General features: G+C 63.4%; 18 protein-coding genes. 12 read left to right on the forward strand and 6 right to left on the reverse strand.

Features of this window, described 5'->3' with window-relative positions:
- Positions 1-214: 214 nt before the first annotated feature.
- The 4 genes from F812_RS0112105 (at position 215) to F812_RS0112120 (ending at position 4,438) form a co-directional block, all read left to right on the forward strand.
- Positions 215-2,032, forward strand: coding sequence for a PQQ-dependent dehydrogenase, methanol/ethanol family (locus tag F812_RS0112105; protein ID WP_020086245.1), 1,818 nt, complete (start codon positions 215-217; stop codon positions 2,030-2,032).
- 221 nt (positions 2,033-2,253) lie between these two features.
- A complete protein-coding gene (locus tag F812_RS0112110; protein WP_040498255.1) occupies positions 2,254-2,841 on the forward strand; it encodes a c-type cytochrome, methanol metabolism-related in 588 nt (195 codons plus the stop codon).
- Positions 2,842-2,890: 49 nt separating this feature from the next.
- Complete coding sequence (locus F812_RS0112115) at positions 2,891-3,760, forward strand: substrate-binding domain-containing protein (RefSeq protein ID WP_020086247.1); 870 nt, start codon at positions 2,891-2,893, stop codon at positions 3,758-3,760.
- A 132-nt stretch (positions 3,761-3,892) separates the two neighbouring features.
- Positions 3,893-4,438, forward strand: coding sequence for a PQQ-dependent catabolism-associated CXXCW motif protein (locus tag F812_RS0112120; RefSeq protein ID WP_020086248.1), 546 nt, complete (start codon positions 3,893-3,895; stop codon positions 4,436-4,438).
- A gap of 28 nt (positions 4,439-4,466) precedes the next feature.
- Here F812_RS0112120 and F812_RS0112125 read toward each other — a convergent pair whose 3' ends face one another.
- From F812_RS0112125 to F812_RS0112150, 6 genes are all read right to left on the reverse strand, one after another.
- Complete coding sequence (locus F812_RS0112125; RefSeq protein ID WP_020086249.1) at positions 4,467-5,144, reverse strand: hypothetical protein; 678 nt, start codon at positions 5,142-5,144, stop codon at positions 4,467-4,469.
- A gap of 50 nt (positions 5,145-5,194) precedes the next feature.
- On the reverse strand, positions 5,195-6,109 hold the full coding sequence (locus tag F812_RS0112130; RefSeq protein ID WP_020086250.1) for an ABC transporter permease: 915 nt from the start codon (positions 6,107-6,109) through the stop codon (positions 5,195-5,197).
- Complete coding sequence (locus F812_RS0112135; RefSeq protein ID WP_040498368.1) at positions 6,106-6,876, reverse strand: ABC transporter ATP-binding protein; 771 nt, start codon at positions 6,874-6,876, stop codon at positions 6,106-6,108. The genes F812_RS0112130 and F812_RS0112135 overlap by 4 nt, the downstream gene beginning before the upstream one ends.
- A 23-nt stretch (positions 6,877-6,899) precedes the next feature.
- The gene (locus tag F812_RS0112140; RefSeq protein WP_026868084.1) at positions 6,900-7,334 is read right to left on the reverse strand and encodes a cupredoxin domain-containing protein; all 435 of its coding nucleotides are present in this window, start codon (positions 7,332-7,334) and stop codon (positions 6,900-6,902) included.
- Between the two features lie 139 nt (positions 7,335-7,473).
- The gene (locus tag F812_RS0112145) at positions 7,474-8,454 is read right to left on the reverse strand and encodes a PQQ-dependent catabolism-associated beta-propeller protein (protein WP_020086253.1); all 981 of its coding nucleotides are present in this window, start codon (positions 8,452-8,454) and stop codon (positions 7,474-7,476) included.
- Positions 8,455-8,482: 28 nt separating this feature from the next.
- Positions 8,483-9,745, reverse strand: coding sequence for an ABC transporter substrate-binding protein (locus F812_RS0112150; RefSeq protein ID WP_020086254.1), 1,263 nt, complete (start codon positions 9,743-9,745; stop codon positions 8,483-8,485).
- Between the two features lie 341 nt (positions 9,746-10,086).
- Between F812_RS0112150 and F812_RS0112155 the strand changes: the two genes are divergently transcribed.
- Genes F812_RS0112155 through F812_RS0112190 form a run of 8 tightly spaced genes read left to right on the forward strand, consistent with a single transcriptional unit; the run spans position 10,087 to position 15,579 of the window.
- On the forward strand, positions 10,087-10,620 hold the full coding sequence (locus F812_RS0112155) for a DUF3280 domain-containing protein (RefSeq protein ID WP_083929176.1): 534 nt from the start codon (positions 10,087-10,089) through the stop codon (positions 10,618-10,620).
- Positions 10,617-11,603: an ABC transporter substrate-binding protein gene (locus F812_RS0112160; RefSeq protein ID WP_020086256.1), complete on the forward strand. Its 987-nt coding sequence runs from the start codon at positions 10,617-10,619 to the stop codon at positions 11,601-11,603. Before F812_RS0112155 ends, F812_RS0112160 begins: the two co-directional genes overlap by 4 nt.
- Positions 11,590-12,378: an ABC transporter permease gene (locus F812_RS0112165; RefSeq protein WP_083929177.1), complete on the forward strand. Its 789-nt coding sequence runs from the start codon at positions 11,590-11,592 to the stop codon at positions 12,376-12,378. The genes F812_RS0112160 and F812_RS0112165 overlap by 14 nt, the downstream gene beginning before the upstream one ends.
- Positions 12,366-13,106 carry an ABC transporter ATP-binding protein gene (locus F812_RS0112170; RefSeq protein ID WP_020086258.1) on the forward strand — a complete coding sequence of 247 codons (741 nt, stop codon included), beginning with the start codon at positions 12,366-12,368 and terminating at the stop codon, positions 13,104-13,106. Before F812_RS0112165 ends, F812_RS0112170 begins: the two co-directional genes overlap by 13 nt.
- 10 nt (positions 13,107-13,116) lie before the next feature.
- Positions 13,117-13,866, forward strand: a complete 750-nt coding sequence (locus F812_RS23720) for a (5-formylfuran-3-yl)methyl phosphate synthase (protein ID WP_020086259.1) — start codon at positions 13,117-13,119, stop codon at positions 13,864-13,866.
- The gene (locus tag F812_RS0112180) at positions 13,863-14,273 is read left to right on the forward strand and encodes a dihydroneopterin aldolase (RefSeq protein WP_020086260.1); all 411 of its coding nucleotides are present in this window, start codon (positions 13,863-13,865) and stop codon (positions 14,271-14,273) included. Before F812_RS23720 ends, F812_RS0112180 begins: the two co-directional genes overlap by 4 nt.
- A gap of 8 nt (positions 14,274-14,281) precedes the next feature.
- Positions 14,282-14,962, forward strand: a complete 681-nt coding sequence (locus F812_RS23725; RefSeq protein ID WP_020086261.1) for an amino acid kinase family protein — start codon at positions 14,282-14,284, stop codon at positions 14,960-14,962.
- A 32-nt stretch (positions 14,963-14,994) separates the two neighbouring features.
- Positions 14,995-15,579: a DUF447 domain-containing protein gene (locus F812_RS0112190; RefSeq protein ID WP_020086262.1), complete on the forward strand. Its 585-nt coding sequence runs from the start codon at positions 14,995-14,997 to the stop codon at positions 15,577-15,579.
- Positions 15,580-15,595 lie beyond the last annotated feature (16 nt).

Raw genomic sequence — 15,595 nt, forward strand, 5'->3', positions numbered from 1 at the left:
GGTCTCACGGATTGTCTTGCGGACCTCACGAGAAAGTGTCTAAAACGATGCCACGGTAGCGATGGCTTCAGAGGGCTCCTCAGTGCGGGAGCCAACATTCGTAAGCCAGCGGAACAACAAGGGAAAAAATCCCGATAAACCGTAAACTGGGCTGTGACACGCTGTCGTTCGCTGCCGCTTGCAAGCGTGGCAAGAACTTTAAGGAGGAAGCGCGATGCGCAGAAGTGCACTCGCATGCGGGCTGCTCGCCACTGTCGCTCTGAGTTCGCCGGTCCTGGCGAACGAGGACGTCAAGAAGGCGTCGGCAGATCCGAATAACTGGGCGCTGCAGCAGGGTAACTACGCCGGATGGCGTTACTCTGAGCTCGACCAGGTCAACACGTCGAACGTCAAGGATCTCAAGGTTGCCTGGCAGTTCTCGACCGGCGTTCTTCGCGGTCACGAGGGCTCGCCGATCGTGATCGGCAACCGCATGTACGTCCATTCGGCATTCCCGAACAACGTATTCGCTCTCGACCTCGACAACGACAACAAGATCCTCTGGAAGTACTCTCCGAAGCAGGATCCGTCGGTCATCCCCGTCATGTGCTGCGACACGGTTAACCGTGGCGTTCAGGTGGCAGGCGACACGCTGATCCTCGGCCAGGCCGACACCACGCTCGTCGCGCTCGACACCGCGACCGGTAAGGAGAAGTGGAAGGCTGTCAACGGCGATCCCAAGAAGGGCGAGACCCACACGGGCTTCCTCCTGATCGTCAATGACAAGGTGATCATGGGCACTTCGGGCGCCGAGTTCGGCGTTCGCTGCCACGTCACCGCCTACAACCTCAAGGACGGCAAGCGTGCATGGCGCGCTTATTCCATGGGTCCGGACGCCGACATCCTCGTCGACCCGGAGAAGACCATGTCGCTCGGCAAGCCGGTCGGCAAGGACTCCTCTCTGAAGACCTGGACCGGCGACCAGTGGAAGATCGGTGGCGGCTCCACGTGGGGCTACGCGTCGTATGACACGGAAGCCAACCTCTTCTACTACGGCACGGGCAACCCCTCGACCTGGAACCCGGCTCAGCGCGCTGGACCGGACGGCAAGCAGATCGACCAGAAGTGGTCGATGACCCTGTTCGCCCGTAACCCCGACACCGGCGTGGCCGCCTGGGCTTACCAGATGACCCCGTTCGATGAGTGGGACTACGACGGCGTCAACGAGTCGATCCTCGCCGATCTGAAGGTCAAGGGTGCGGACCGCAAGGTTCTCGTCCACTTCGACCGTAACGGCTTCGGCTACACGGTTGACCGTCTGACGGGTGAGCCGCTCGTTGCTGAGCCCTACAACACGGCCCTCAACTGGTCGACGGGCGTTGAGCTCGACAAGTCGAAGCCCAACTACGGTCGTCCGACCGTCGTCGCTTCGAAGTCGACGTTCCTCAACGGTCCCGACGTGAACACCAAGAACGTCTGCCCTGCAGCGCTTGGCTTCAAGGACCAGCAGCCGGCCGCCTACTCGCCTCTGACGGGCCACTTCTACATCCCGACCAACAACGTCTGCATGGACTACGAGCCCTTCAAGGTTTCGTACACGCCTGGCCAGCCGTACGTTGGCGCGACGCTGTCGATGTTCCCGCCTGAGGGTCAGACGAACACCGGCAAGTTCACCATCTGGGATGCATCCGAAGGCAAGATCGTGAAGGCTATCGACGAGCCCTTCTCGGTTTGGTCGGGCGTGCTCACGACCGCTGGCGGCATTGCCTGCCACGGTACCCTCGAGGGTTACGTGAAGTGCCGCGATCAGAAGGATGGCGCGGAGCTGTTCAAGCACCGTCTGCCCTCCGGCTCGATCGGTAACGTCTTCACCTACGCTCACAAGGGCAAGCAGTACATCGGCCTCTACTCGGGCGTTGGTGGCTGGGCCGGCATCGGTCTCGCCGCTGGCCTCGACAAGCCGACGGACGGCCTCGGTGCAGTCGGTAACTACGCTGGCCTGAAGTCGTACACCGATCTCGGCGGTACGCTGACGGTCTACTCGCTTCCCTAATCAGGGTCGTTAGGAAAACCGGACCGGCGCGGGGAAACCCGCGCCGGTTTGTTGCTGGAAAGTAATCTTCGAAAAAGCTTGCGTGACTGGGGAACGTCACCAAATTTTGAAGATTGAGCTAGGATGAAGCACCATTTTGTGAGGTCCATATTCCCGGTTTGAGAGTTGTTTTTTCCCGGGTCGGAGGATATGGCAGAACTTCAACGAACAAGGGGACGCGCGTGGACAGGATTGGTTTTGGTTTGGTTGTTGCCGCAGGCTTGAGCCTTGCGGCTCTCTCGGTAAGCCCAGCGGTTGCAAACGACGATAAGGCTCCCGTCCCGGATCCGGCTTTCGAGAAACAGTTTCAGGAAGGCAAGAAGCTTGTAGACGGCAAGTGGGTTCTCCCCGACGGTACGCCGACCTATGACGTCAAGCGCGATCCTGCCAACACCGACCACGTGATCCAGGTCGACTGGTACACCTACTCCGGCTGGCGCCGCTATCACGCCGAGTGCCACGTCTGCCACGGCCCGAACGCAGAAGGCTCGACCTTCGCTCCGGCCTTGAAAGACTCGCTCAAGACCATGACCTACGAGAAGTTCCTGCAGGTCGTCTCGAGCGGCCAGGAGCGTGACGTCGCCGGCACCAAATACATCATGCCCGCGCTCGGCGATAACCCGAACGTCATGTGCTACATCGACGATCTTTACACGTATCTCCGCGCTCGCTCGACCGATGCGCTGCAGGGCGGCCGCTTGAGCGCCGACCAGCGTGCTGAGAAGCCGAAAGAGGCTCAGGAGTACGAGAAGAGCTGCACCGGAGGCTGATGACAGCCGGCAGTTCGGCGGCTGCTCTTGCTAAGAGAGAGAAAAAGACATGAGAACGCGCGCCGTACTTGCTCTTATCCTCGGAAGTCTCCTCGCCGCCCCTGGCGGCGCCGGGGCTGCCGAAGGCCATCTTGCGGACGCGGTGAACCGAAAGGTGCTCCGCGTCTGCGCCACGCCCGCCAACCTTCCGTATTCCGACGAGAAGGGCGAGGGCTTTGAAAACAAGATTGCCCAGCTCGTCGCCGATGAGCTGAAGCGTCCCTCGGTCGAATACACGTGGTTCCCGCAAGGTCTGGGCTTCGTCCGCAAGACGCTGTCCGAGAAGCGTTGCGACCTCATCATGGGTACGGTGCAGGCCGACGAGTTCACGCTCAATACGAACCACTATTATCGCACCACATACGCGCTCATCACGAAGCCCGGGTCCGGACTCGAAGGCATCACGTCCATCCTCGACCCGAGGCTCAAGGGCAAGAAGGTCGGCATTCAGGCCGGCGCTCCCGCAGGCGATTACGTGGCCAAGGCTGGCTTGATGCCGAACGCCAAGTCGTATCTCTTCATCGTTGATACGCGCTACCAGAACCCCATGCAGGACATGGCCAACGACGTGCGGTCCGGCGAGATCGACGTCGGCGTCTTGTGGGGACCCCACGCGGGCTGGTACGCGGCCCACGGCGGCGAGAAGCTGCACGTGTCTCCCATGCTCGAGGAAAAGCAGCCGGGCCTCCCCCGGCTCGAATACCGCATCACGATGGGTGTGCGCTCGGGCGAAACGGCCTGGAAGCACGAGATCAACAACGTGATCGCCAAGCGCCAGGGCGACATCGACAAGATCCTCCTCGATTACGGCGTGCCGATCATCGACGAGGACAACAAGCTCATCACCGAGCCGCGTAAGCCCGAGAAAGGCACCAACTGACGCCGAAAATTCCGGAGCTTGATCCGCCTCGGTTTGCTAGGATCATGCTCCGGCGAGGGCAAGCAACGGAAGCACGGCGTGCGGCTATCGGATTTCACGACATCGAAGTTTTGGAGCGCGGTATGTTACGGGATGCTTCCCGGCGCCGCGCTTTCTCTTTGTCTGGTGCTCGGGACGGCAGCCTCCTACGGCGCGGAAGGCGAGGTTGCGGAGCCCGAAGCGTACCGCATCGACGAGTATCGCTCGCCGGTGCCGAAGACGTTGAAAGGCGCGCGGGTCATCGGCGCCGATGAGGCCGAGGTCCTGATCAAGGACGGCAAGACCGTCTTCGTCGATGTCTTTCCGCGTGCGCCGAAGCCGCCGAATTTGCCTGAGGGCACCGTCTGGCGCGATCCTACGCACATGACCATCGACGGCGCGCACTGGCTCCCCAACGTCGGCTACGGCGTTCTCTCGGCGGATTTCGAGGTCTATTTCAAGTCGCGCTTGGCAGAGCTGACGGGCAACGATCAGACGCGGCCCGTCGTGTTCTTCTGCCTCAAGGATTGCTGGATGTCGTGGAACGCCGGCAAGCGCGCGCTGAGCCTCGGCTACACCAATGTCATCTGGTTTCCGGAAGGCACCGACGCCTGGCAGCAGGCAGGCTTCGACCTCGTGAAGGCAACGCCGGTTCCTTAGGGAAAATCCCGCGAAACCGGCCCCGCCGTCAGCTCTTCATCAAGCCGCGGATCGAGCGGGTGAACGCGTACAGCCGCTCCTCCATCAGCACCGGAAGCTCGCAAGCGAGAGGGATGCTCGACTGGCGCTCCTGGAAAATGCGCTGCGCCCAATTGTAATGCTCGCGTGCCTGATCGAGCGCGACACTCTCGTTCGAGCCGGCCTCGCCTTCGAGGCGCGCGATCTCGGTGCTTTGCCGCTCGAGCTCCTTCGCGCGCTCCTTCTGCGATTTCTGATACTTCTCGATGCCGGAGAGAACGCCGCGCCGCTGGCTGTTGATCTTGTCGAACAGACCGGCGAACAGCAGTGTGAGCTGCGCGTCGCGCTTGTCCTCGGGCTGCGCCTCGGCGAATTTCTGAATGGCAGCCTCGCCCTCCTCGACGGGAACGCGACGGCTCGACAAAAGCTCGATCAGGTCTGAGATGGCCTTGTCTTTGTACCACCCCTTCACGCCATCGACCGAAGGCCCGTCCCACATCTGTGATGCGGTGAGGCTCTCGATCTTGCGCTGAACGCAGGGCCAGTCGACGTTCATGTTGATGGGGGGAGGCGCCGCCTCCGCCTCACCCTGGATCGTCGTCTCGGGCGCGCCCGCGAAAGCGGAAGAGGTGAGCGCGAGCGCTCCGATCAGGAACGGCACGCGGATGCAGTAAGCGGGTCTGGTCATTTTTTATTGTCTCTCGTGTGTCACCAGGTTCGCCGAAATCTCGTCGCGTCTCAGCCCCCGCCGCCGGGACCGCCACGCCGGGCAATGAGCCCTTTCGATGGGTTATAGGCATAGACCGCCGCACCAAGGAAGAACACGGTGTAGCCGATCACGACATACAAATTCGTAAGGTCCAGCGAGCCGTCCTCCAGGCGCGGGCCGATCTGTCCGTAAAGCGCAAAGCGGATCAGCTCCACCGCGTAGGTGAACGGATTGACCCGGCAGATCTCGTAGAGCAGGGGGCTGCTCTCGCGAATGCGCCACAGCGGATAAAGCGCGGATGACGCAAAGAACATCGGAAAGATCACGAAGTTCATCACGCCCGCGAAATTCTCGAGCTGCTTGATGACGGACGAGATGAAGAGCGACAGCGAGCCGAGCATCAGGCCCGCGAGGATGAGGGCCGGAGCCACCGTCAGATAGCCGATGAGGGGAGGCTCGATCTCCCAGTAGTAGGCGATCGCCAGGAACGCATAGGCCTGCAGCAGCGCCACCGCGACGCCGCCGATGAGTTTTGAGAGCAGCAGGAACGAGCGCGGAAACGGGCTGACGAGAAGCGTGCGCATGGCGCCCGTCTCGCGATCGTACACCATCGAGAGCGACGACTGCATGGCGTTGAACAGAAGGATCATGCCGACGAGCCCGGGCGTCACGAACGTCTCGTAGAGCACGTAGGACTCGTAAGGCGGAATGATCGAGACGCCGAGCACCTGCCGGAACCCGGCCGCGAAGATGAAGAGCCACACGAGCGGCCGCACAAGCGCGGAGAAGAAGCGCTCGCGCTGGTGCAGGAACCGCAGCACCTCGCGCCACACGATTCCGCGGAAGCAGGCGAGATAGGCGAGGGGGCCGAGGCGCGGCGCCTCGACATCAGGAACAGCCTGCGCCTGCGGCGGGGCGTCGGATCGCACGATGTTCACGTTCATGCGGCCTCCGCCGTCGATGAGGTGCCCGTGACAATGCGAAACGCATCACGGGCCGAATTGGCTCCCGTTGTGGCCAGAAATGCGGGCAGGCGCCCGGTGAACAGCACTTTGCCTTTGTGCAGCACGACAATGAGATCTGTATCGGAGATCTCGTCGATGAGGTGCGTGGCCCAGAGCACGCCAAGCCCCTGCTTCTGCACGAGGCCGCGCACGATGCCGATCACGCTCTCGCGCGAGCCGATATCGAGGCCGACGGTCGGCTCGTCGAGCAGCAGGCATCCCGGGCGGTGCATCAGCGAGCGGGCAATCTCTACGCGCCGCGCCTGGCCGCCGGAAAGATTGCGCACCTTCTCGTGAGCCCGGTCGGCAAGCCCGACCGTCTCCAGCGACTCGACGGCCCGGCGCTTGGCTTCCGATCGCCCGATGCCGTGGAGCGCGGCGTGATAGAGCAGGTTCTGCTGCAGCGAGAGATCGGCGTCGAGCGTCTTCGACTGGAACACGACGCCAAGCCGTTGCAGCGCGGCGCCCGGCTTCCTGCGAACGTCGTGGCCGAGAATGCGGATCTCGCCCGACACGTTGTCGTAGAGGCGCGTGATCAGCGAGAACAGCGTCGACTTGCCTGCGCCGTTGAGGCCCAGGAGCACGGCGAACGTGCCACGCGGGACCGTGAGCGAGACGTTGTCGAGGACGACTTTGTCGCCGAAGGCATGGCTCACGCCGTTTACGACGAGCGCGTCCGGAGCGGACGCGCCGGACGCTGCCGGCATGTTCTGATCTGTCTGGCTGCTCGTCACTTGATGCTGAACTTCCCGGTCAGGTTCTTGGCTTCGAGGCCGCGGCAGGCCCAGGTATATTCACCGGGGCGGATGGCGACGAAGTATAGCTCGGCCTCGCCTTCTTCCTCCATCTCGATCTCGTGCAGTCCCGAGAGCTTGACCTCGACCTTGTTGATCTCGACCTTGCGGATGTAAATGTTTGCGAAAAACTGCGGGGCGACTATCGCGCACTCGTGCTTGCCAGTCGACTTGATCTTGAGCGAGTAACCTTTCCCCGTCACGATTGAATAGTCCCCGCCCTTTTTCTCGAGCCCCGAATCTCCGAGGCCGATTTCGAGATCGGGAAGGGCCTCCGCCTTGCCTGCAAGGTAGCCTTCGGCGGAGGCGGAGTGTGTCGCAAGCGGAATTGCGGCAAGAGCGGCAAACGTAAAAGCAAGTCTTCGCGCCATGTCGGATCGCTCCATCTGAGGTGCTTCCGGAGATGCGGGAAAGCACGATCACATCGTGTCGACGGGCACGAGTTGGCCCGCGACGGTTGGTGGAGGGACTAGGGAGCGCCGAACCCTGGTCCTTGCAAGAGCCGCGTCATTACGGGGCGACGACGACACCCCACGGATAGCGGCCGACCTTGATTGACTTAGTCACCTTGAGGGATTCGACATCGATCACCGAGACGTCGTTCGAGGTGCCGTTGGTCGTGAACAGCAGCTTCTCGTCAGGCGTGAAGCCGAGGTTCCAGACGCGCTGTCCCACGAGCAGATACTTCTCGACTTTGAGGGTCGCCGTATCCACCACGGCCACGCGGTTGGCCGGCCCGAGCGCCACGAAGGCCTTCTTGCCGTCCTTGGTGATGCGCACGCCGACGGGCTGGATCGCATCCTTGGTGATGCCCTGGATCTCGAAATTCACCTTTCCGATGACCTTTCGCGTTTCCGCGTCGATCACGGTCACGGTGCCGCCGATTTCGGCGCTGACCCACACCTGCTTGCCGTCGGAGGAGAACTCGGCGACGCGCGGACGGTTGTCCACCAGCACGTTGTCGATGTTCTTGTAGGTATGCGCATCGATGAAATGCGCCATGTTGGTGGTTTCCGAGGTGTTGACGAGCACCTTTCCGTCCGGGCTCATGCCCATGCCTTCCGGCTCCACGCCCACCGGCACGTCGGTGATGATGGTGCCTTTGAACACGTCGACGACGGTGACGAGATTGTCGTCCTCGTTGGAGACGTAGAGCGGGTTTCCAGAGGTGTGAAGGATCGGCAGCTCGGGATCGGGTCCCGAAGGAAGATCCTTGACGTATTCGAAGGTCTTCGTGTCGAACACCTGCATCTTATGATCGTCGCTCGCGCACACGATCACCCACTTGCCCTCGTTGGCGAGAATGATGCCGCGCGGCCGGTTGCCCGTCTTGATCGTGTGCACCACCTGCAGCGTCTCGCTGTCGATCACCGAGATGGTGTTTTCCTTCTCGTTCGAGACGAACACCTTGTAGGCCAGCGCATTCGAGGTCGTGAACGCCAGCGCCGAGGCGGCGAGCGCGAATACGAGGCCTTTCCGTTGTCTTGTCACGTCGAAGCTCCTTGGTGGTTCGCTCGCATTATTTCTTGAAGGCCGTGCACTTGGTTTCCGGCTGATCGACACCCAGCGTGTCGAGCTCCGTGAATTGATGCAGGAAGCCCGGTTGTGGCGAGACTGTTACGTGGATCTTGGCCGTTGCGATCAGGATCGGCTGGCGAAGCTGCCCGTTCCAAGCCCGGTAGGTGAGCTTCTGGCCCTTGAAGGCCGCAAGCTCGAACTCGGGCGAGCGCATGTAGGCGATGAGGTCCTTGGGGTCTGCCGTCTTCCGTCGCGTCGCCGCTTCGCCCACCGACCGCACGGCCATCCAGACGTTGTAGTCGAGCGGCCGCATCTGCCGTCCGGCGAGCCGTTTGAAGCGGTTCTGGAACTGCGTTCCGCCCCAGAGCTCGACAGCCGGATGCCACGTGGTGGCGAACAGGCCGGCGGTTCCGATCACCGGACGCGCCTGCCATGTGCGATAGGGGAAATAGTCGCCAAAGAGCTCGCCCTCGTCCGCCACGACGACAACGTCATGCTCGGGGGCGCCCTGCATAAAGCCAGGAATCTGCTGCTGAATTTGTTCGAACCCGCCGTCGGAGCGTCGGCTGCCGGGATCGTACTTGAACTCCCGCTCCTCGACGATCTTGTGCCCGAAGCGCTTGGCGGTCCGCCGGATTGCCTCCGCGTAGGCCTTGTCCTCGGGAGTAGGGCCGACGACCAGCAGCCATTTGCGCCACTGTTTCCACGCCATGTATTGGCCGAGCGCGTCCGCGAGCATCGAGCGCGATGGAGCCGTGTGCTTGATGTTGATGCGGCACTGCTCCTCGCGAAGCGGCTCGTCCGGCTCGGATGCGTTGAAAATGACGGCATCCTTGTCTTTGAGAGCGTCGGCGAGCGCGAGCAGCGTCTCCGCCGAAGCGTCTGCCACGACGTAGGCGATGCCCTCGTCGACGCGCTTCTTCACCTCGGCGACCAACTCGTCCGGCGAGGCCGATTGCACGATATCGAGCGCGAACTCCTGCTTGAGGAAGCGGCCGGTCGTGTTGTTGTCGGCAATCGCGAGCTTCGCGCCGGCCACTCCGTCATCGGGGGGCGGGATGTCGAGCAGCGACAGCGGCGGAAGCCGGTCCTCCCGGATCTCGCGTGCCATCAGGATGCGGATCTTCAGCACCGAGGGATCGGCGGCGGCATCCGCCTTGGGTACCTCGGCCGGCGCAGCCGCGGGCGATTGCGCGGGCGCCTCTGCAGGTGAGGCCGCAGGCGCGCCCTCTTGGGCATAGCCGGCGAGCGGCGAGATCAGCAAGGCGACCGCCGCAGCGGCAAGGAAGGGTAAACCCCTAAGGAAGGGGCGGTGCGGGCGGCAGAAAACAGACCGGGCGGGCCGTGGCCGCGGCCCAGTTGAAACGTTCATGCGTTGTCCTCCCGGCGGACCCTCCGGCAATGCGGAATTGCCGGGTATATTGTAACATGTTCCCTGGGAAGATCGCATCGTATTGCCAATTGTCAAGCTCACCGGCTTTGGCCCTCGCGCTTTTGTTACACGCCGTGAAGGCAGCCTCGGGGACATAGCACTTGCAAATCCGTCGTCATCAAACGCACGTTATAGTGTAAGCACTCCGTGCTTGTTGAGAACGGTAAGGTGAGATGACACGAAGTCGAGTGGCGGCTTGGCTGGCGGTGGCAATGGTGACGAGCGTGGCGCTTTCCGGCGCCGCGGCGGCCGGCCAGAAGTTGGCAATTTTCCCGATCGATATGTCGTTTCCGCGAAGCGAGGACGATTTTTTCCTGGGAACCCGCGGCCCCAGCCCTGACGAGCAGCGGCGCCTGGACCAAGCCCACGCGGAGCTTCAGAAATTGCTGGCTGCGAGCGGGCGCTATGAGATCGTAGACATCGCGCCGCTCTCGAGCGAGATCACCGCCGCGCAGCCGATCTACAACTGCAACGGATGCGAGGTCGACATCGCGGCGAAGTCCAAGGCGGACCTCGTCATGACCGGCGTCATCGACAAGATCTCGGAAACGCACTTGAGCCTTACTGTCGCGATCGTAGACATTGCCAAAAGCAAGCTGGTGAGCAATTCAAGTGTGCTCATTCAGGGCAATACGGACGAAGCGTGGATGCACGGTGTTCGGTGGCTGACGAAAAATCGACTGTTGGCAGAGGAAAAGCCCAGATGATCGATCGCCGCCGGCTTCTGGCCAGCACGGGGGTTGCCCTTGTTGCCGCCGTGTCGCCGTGGCCGCTCTTCGCTGCGGGCAATCCCTTGCGCCTCGCCTCCGTCAAGTACGGATCGCTGTCCTGGGTCATCAAGACGATCCAGCTTCTGGAGTTGGACAAGAAGGCGGGGCTGTCGTTCGAGGTGGTGGACGTCGCGTCCAACCAGGCCGGCCCCATCGCGCTTCTAGGTGACGGCGCCGACGTGATCGTCTCCGACTGGACCTGGGCCATGCGCCAGCGCTCGCTCGGCGAGAAGCTCAAGTTCTCTCCCTATTCCTCGGCTCTCGGCTCTCTCGTCGTCCCTGAGAAGAGCGACATCTCCGGGATCTCGGGGCTCGAAGGCAAAGCGCTCGGCGTTGCAGGCTCCGCCATCGACAAGAGCTGGCTCCTTCTCAGGGCCTATTCGAAGAAGCGCCTCGGGCGCGACATGGCAGAATACGCGCACCCGTCGTTCGGCGCCGCGCCTCTTCTGGCCGAGGAGATCCGCTCCGGCCGCATCGACGCCGTGCTGAATTTCTGGACTTACGCGGCGCGTCTCACCGGAAGCGGCTTCAAGCAACTTCTCACGGTGAGCGACATCATGAAGGATCTCGGCATCGATCCCGTACCCTCGCTCGTTGGCTTTATCTGGAAGGAGGATTACGAGGCGACGCACGGCGCCGAGATCACGAAGCTTCTTTCGGTGGTGCAGCAGGCCAACGACGTGCTCGCGACCGACGATGCGGCCTGGGAGCCGTTGCGTCCGCTGGTGAAGCCCGCATCCGAAGGCGAGTTCCGCTCCATCATCGCGTCCTATCGTGCGGGAATTCCGAAGCCCTGGGGCCTGGAGGAGCTGAAGGCGGCCGAGAGGCTCATGCAGGTTCTGGTCGAGGCCGGCGATGCCGAGCTGATGGGCCGCGGTACTGAATTCGATCCCAAGCTTTTCCACCATGCAGCGACTTAACACAGCCTCCCGCGCACGATCCGATCAGTCTCTCCTCGTGCGGGTCGCATGGGGGCTCGGCTCCATTGCGGGCTTCCTCCTGTTCTGGGAGGTGATGGCGCTGATCATCCAGCATCGCCATTTGCCGACGCCCACGGTGGTGTTCTCCGCAATGATGCGCGAGCTTGCGAGCGGCGAGCTGCTCTATCATATCGGCGTCACGCTCTATCGTGTGGTCATCGCCTTCGCGGTGGCGATGTTGATCGGCTCCAGCATCGGTATTTTTCTCGGGCGCAACGCGCGGGCCGACCGCTTCTTCGATAGCTGGCTCATTCTGTTTCTGAACCTGCCGGCGCTCGTCATCATCATTCTCTGTTACGTCTGGTTCGGCCGCACGGAAGTGGCCGCTATCACCGCAGTCGCCGTGAATAAGATTCCGAACGTCGCCGTCACGGTGCGAGAAGGCGCGCGCAGTCTGTCGCGCGATCTCGCAGAGATGGCGCACATGTATCGCTTCGGCCGCTGGAAGACGCTGCGCCACGTCACGCTTCCGCAGCTGGCGCCGTTCTTCCTCGCCTCCGCCCGCACCGGTCTTTCTCTCGTCTGGAAGATCGTGCTCGTCGTCGAGCTGCTCGGGCGCTCCAACGGTGTGGGCTTTCAGCTCGGCACCTACTTTCAGATGTTCGACGTCTCGATGATCCTGGCCTACGCCTTGGCCTTCATCATTCTCGTCCAGCTCATCGAGTTCGGCATTCTTCAGCCGATCGCCGCACGGGTGAACAGATGGCGCCGCTGAACGACACGCCGGCAGGCGCGCTGAAAATCCGCGTGAAACGCAAGATCTATCCCGCCTCCGGCGTGCGCGCAGAGCAGCCGGTGCTGAAGGACATCGCAATCGACATAGAGCCGCGCTCGTTCGTGGTGCTCACAGGACCTTCGGGCTGCGGAAAGTCGACCCTCCTCAACATCATTGCCGGGCTCGACAGCGAGTACGAGGGCGAGGTGGCGCTGGGCGGCCCCGACACCAGGCTCGGCTACATCTTCCAGTCGCCCCGGCTTCTGCCCTGGCGCACCGTTTACGAAAACATCGCGCTCGCGCTTCCGGATGGTGACGCCCGTCACGGCCGCATCGAGGACATGCTGCGCCAGGTCGGTCTCGAAGGCTTCTCCTCCCAGTATCCGGAACGCCTTTCGCTCGGTATGCAAAGGCGCGCCGCGCTCGCCAGAGGCTTTATTACCGAGCCGGACGTGCTGCTGATGGACGAGCCGTTCGTCTCCCTCGACGATCCCACGGCCCAGGGGCTGCGCGAGCTTCTGATCGGCCTCTGGAACCGGCGCCCGACCACGGTGATCTTTGTCACCCACGACCGCGCCGAATCCGTGATGCTGGGCACCCGTATCTTGCGCATGTCCGGTACAAATGCGACTATTGTCCAAGACGAGACCGTGCGCCTCTCCCCGTCCGAGCGGACCGATCGGGACAAGGTGCTGGCCGAGCAAAGACGCATTTTTCGCGAGACGTGAGCCCATCCAAATGACGACGACGAAGCATCGGCTCGTCCGCCTCCTTGCAAGCGTGACGTCCGAGGCAGAGGCGCGGGTCGCCGCCGCCCATGGCGCCGACATCGTCGACTGCAAAGATCCGGCCGCTGGAGCGCTAGGCGCCCTTCCTCATGAGGTTGTGGCGGCGGTCCGCAAGGCGCTGCCCGCCCATGTGCCGGTCAGCGCAACCATCGGCGATCTCGCGCCGGAGCCTTCGCCCGTGGTGGAGGCCGCGCGCGCCATGGCCGCGACGGGGTGCGACATCGTCAAGATCGGCATCTTCCCGGGCGGCGACGCGCGCGCGACCATCGACGCGCTTGGCCGCGATCTCGCGCCGTCGACACCGCTCGTGGCCGTTCTCCTTGCGGATGCACCGCTCGATCTGGGGCTCGTGTCGGCGTTGGGTGAGGCGGGCTTTGCGGGCGTTATGCTCGACACCGCGACGAAAGACGGCCGCACGCTGCTCGATCATCGCACGCCCGCCGAGCTGTCCGCCTTCATCGCGGAAGCCCGCGCCGCGGGGCTCATGGCTGGTCTCGCCGGATCGCTTCGCCTCGCGCAGGTTCCCGTCCTGTTGACGCTCGGCCCAGACGTGCTCGGGTTCCGGGGCGCGCTCTGCCGCGCGGCCGACCGTCGTGCCGCCCTCGATGCCACCGCGCTCGCCGCCGTGCGCCGCGCCATCCCGCAACCAAAGAATCCAGCCGGCCCATCGGCTGGCCTAGAGTTGGAAACCACACCGTGACTACGATCGAGACGGCACGCGCCGCAACGGCATCGCCCACGCAAAAAGCGTCCGAGGCGCTGGGGCGGGACTGCATCTTCCTCAAGGATTGGGTGATCGACTGCAACATCGGCGTCTATGCCGAGGAGAAGGGCGTCACGCAGAAGGTGCGCCTGACTGTCGATGCTTATCTTGCGCCCGCCGTCCGCGCGTCCGAGGACGACATGGACACGGTGCCGTCCTACACCGACATCATCGATGCGGTGAACGACATCACGAGCGCCGGACACATCAATCTCCTCGAGACATTCGCCGAGCAGATCGCCGAGCGCGGCCTCCAGGATCGCCGCATCGAGGCCATGCGCGTCCGCATCGAGAAGCTGGAGCGCGGCCCTGTGCGCGGCGTCGAGATCTATCGAACGAGGTAGACCGGGCCGTGACCGCGCTCGTGCTCAAGATCGGAGGCAGCCTCGCGGAAAGCGGGCGGCTTCGTGCGCTCTTGGGCCTGGTGCGCCGTGCGCGCCGCTCTGTTGTCGTGGTGCCGGGCGGCGGCCCGTTCGCGGATGCCGTACGCGAGACGCAGGCCCTTCTCCGGTTCTCCGACGAAGCGGCTCACGACATGGCGCTTCTCGCCATGCACCAGATGGCGGAGGCGATGATCGCCATCGAGCCGCGCCTCGTCGCGGCCGACACGCTGATTGGCATGGAGCGCGCCTGGCGCTGCAGGCGCATCCCGGTCTGGCTGCCTGCGAAGCTCTGCGCGGGCGACCGGCGCATTCCGCGCGACTGGAGCATTACCTCCGATGGTTTGGCCGCGCGCCTCGCCGAGCGCTTGGGGAACGTCGAGGTGGCCCTCGTCAAATCGCGGACGGTGCGCCGCACGATGGCGGCGAAAACGCTCGCTCGCCAAGGCATCGTCGATCCCGTGTTTCCCGTCATCGTGGAACGGGCCGATCTGGCCTGGCGGGTGCTCGGCCCGGGAGAGGACGCCGCGCTCTCGGCCCTCCTCGACGTCGCTCCTCAGAGAGCGCCGCGCACGCCTTCTCCCAGCCGCCGCGCGCTGAGATCGACGGCGCGCGGCATCCGTGCTAGGGCCGCAGCGGGCAGGCCGAAGTAATCCGCACGACACCAAGCCGAGGGGAGGCGCGAATGCCACGCATCGTCGAGGCCATCGTCACGACGACAAATGCCGCGGGGGTGCCCCACATCGCCCCTCTGGGCCTCATCGAGGATGGCGCGGGCTGGATCATCGCGCCCTTCAAGCCGTCGCGCACGCTCGACAATCTCATGGCCAATCCGGCGGCGGTGGCGAGCCACACGGGCGATGTGCGGGTTTTCGCGGGCTGCATCACCGGCCGCAGGGATTGGCCCACCGTGCCGGCCGACGTGGTCAAAGGCGTACGTCTGAAGGATGCGGTCTCCCACTGGGAGCTGGCCGTCGAGCGCATCAGCGAGGATGATGTGCGGCCCCGGTTTCACTGCCGCATCGTGCACGCGGCAAGCCATTCCGTTTGGAGCGGCTACAACAGGGCCGAAGCCGCCGTTCTGGAGCTTGCGGTGCTGTCGACCCGGCTGTCCATGCTGCCGCCGGAAAAGATCGATGCCGAACTGAAGTATCTCGAGATCGCGATCTCGAAGACCGCAGGCCCGCGCGAGATGGAGGCTTGGGAGTGGCTGATGGAGCGTATTCGCGCCTATCGCAGCGGCAATGCGGAAGCCGCGAGCAAAAAGTAAAGAAAACCTTCCGCGC

The organism is Hyphomicrobium zavarzinii ATCC 27496 (genome assembly GCF_000383415.1).
GTDB classification, from domain to species: Bacteria; Pseudomonadota; Alphaproteobacteria; order Rhizobiales; family Hyphomicrobiaceae; genus Hyphomicrobium_C; species Hyphomicrobium_C zavarzinii.

Bases quoted from the DNA above. Each gene is read 5' to 3' on its own strand.
- F812_RS0112170 (WP_020086258.1), top strand. From the start codon at position 12,366: ATGGCGCCGCTGAACGACACGCCGGCAGGCGCGCTGAAAATCCGCGTG.
- F812_RS0112160 (WP_020086256.1), top strand. From the start codon at position 10,617: ATGATCGATCGCCGCCGGCTTCTGGCCAGCACGGGGGTTGCCCTTGTT.
- F812_RS0112120 (WP_020086248.1), top strand. From the start codon at position 3,893: ATGCTTCCCGGCGCCGCGCTTTCTCTTTGTCTGGTGCTCGGGACGGCA.
- F812_RS0112135 (WP_040498368.1), bottom strand. From the start codon at position 6,876: ATGCCGGCAGCGTCCGGCGCGTCCGCTCCGGACGCGCTCGTCGTAAAC.
- F812_RS0112165 (WP_083929177.1), top strand. From the start codon at position 11,590: ATGCAGCGACTTAACACAGCCTCCCGCGCACGATCCGATCAGTCTCTC.
- F812_RS0112105 (WP_020086245.1), top strand. From the start codon at position 215: ATGCGCAGAAGTGCACTCGCATGCGGGCTGCTCGCCACTGTCGCTCTG.
- F812_RS0112190 (WP_020086262.1), top strand. From the start codon at position 14,995: ATGCCACGCATCGTCGAGGCCATCGTCACGACGACAAATGCCGCGGGG.
- F812_RS0112130 (WP_020086250.1), bottom strand. From the start codon at position 6,109: ATGAACGTGAACATCGTGCGATCCGACGCCCCGCCGCAGGCGCAGGCT.
- F812_RS0112155 (WP_083929176.1), top strand. From the start codon at position 10,087: ATGACACGAAGTCGAGTGGCGGCTTGGCTGGCGGTGGCAATGGTGACG.
- F812_RS23720 (WP_020086259.1), top strand. From the start codon at position 13,117: ATGACGACGACGAAGCATCGGCTCGTCCGCCTCCTTGCAAGCGTGACG.
- F812_RS0112140 (WP_026868084.1), bottom strand. From the start codon at position 7,334: ATGGCGCGAAGACTTGCTTTTACGTTTGCCGCTCTTGCCGCAATTCCG.
- F812_RS0112115 (WP_020086247.1), top strand. From the start codon at position 2,891: ATGAGAACGCGCGCCGTACTTGCTCTTATCCTCGGAAGTCTCCTCGCC.
- F812_RS0112125 (WP_020086249.1), bottom strand. From the start codon at position 5,144: ATGACCAGACCCGCTTACTGCATCCGCGTGCCGTTCCTGATCGGAGCG.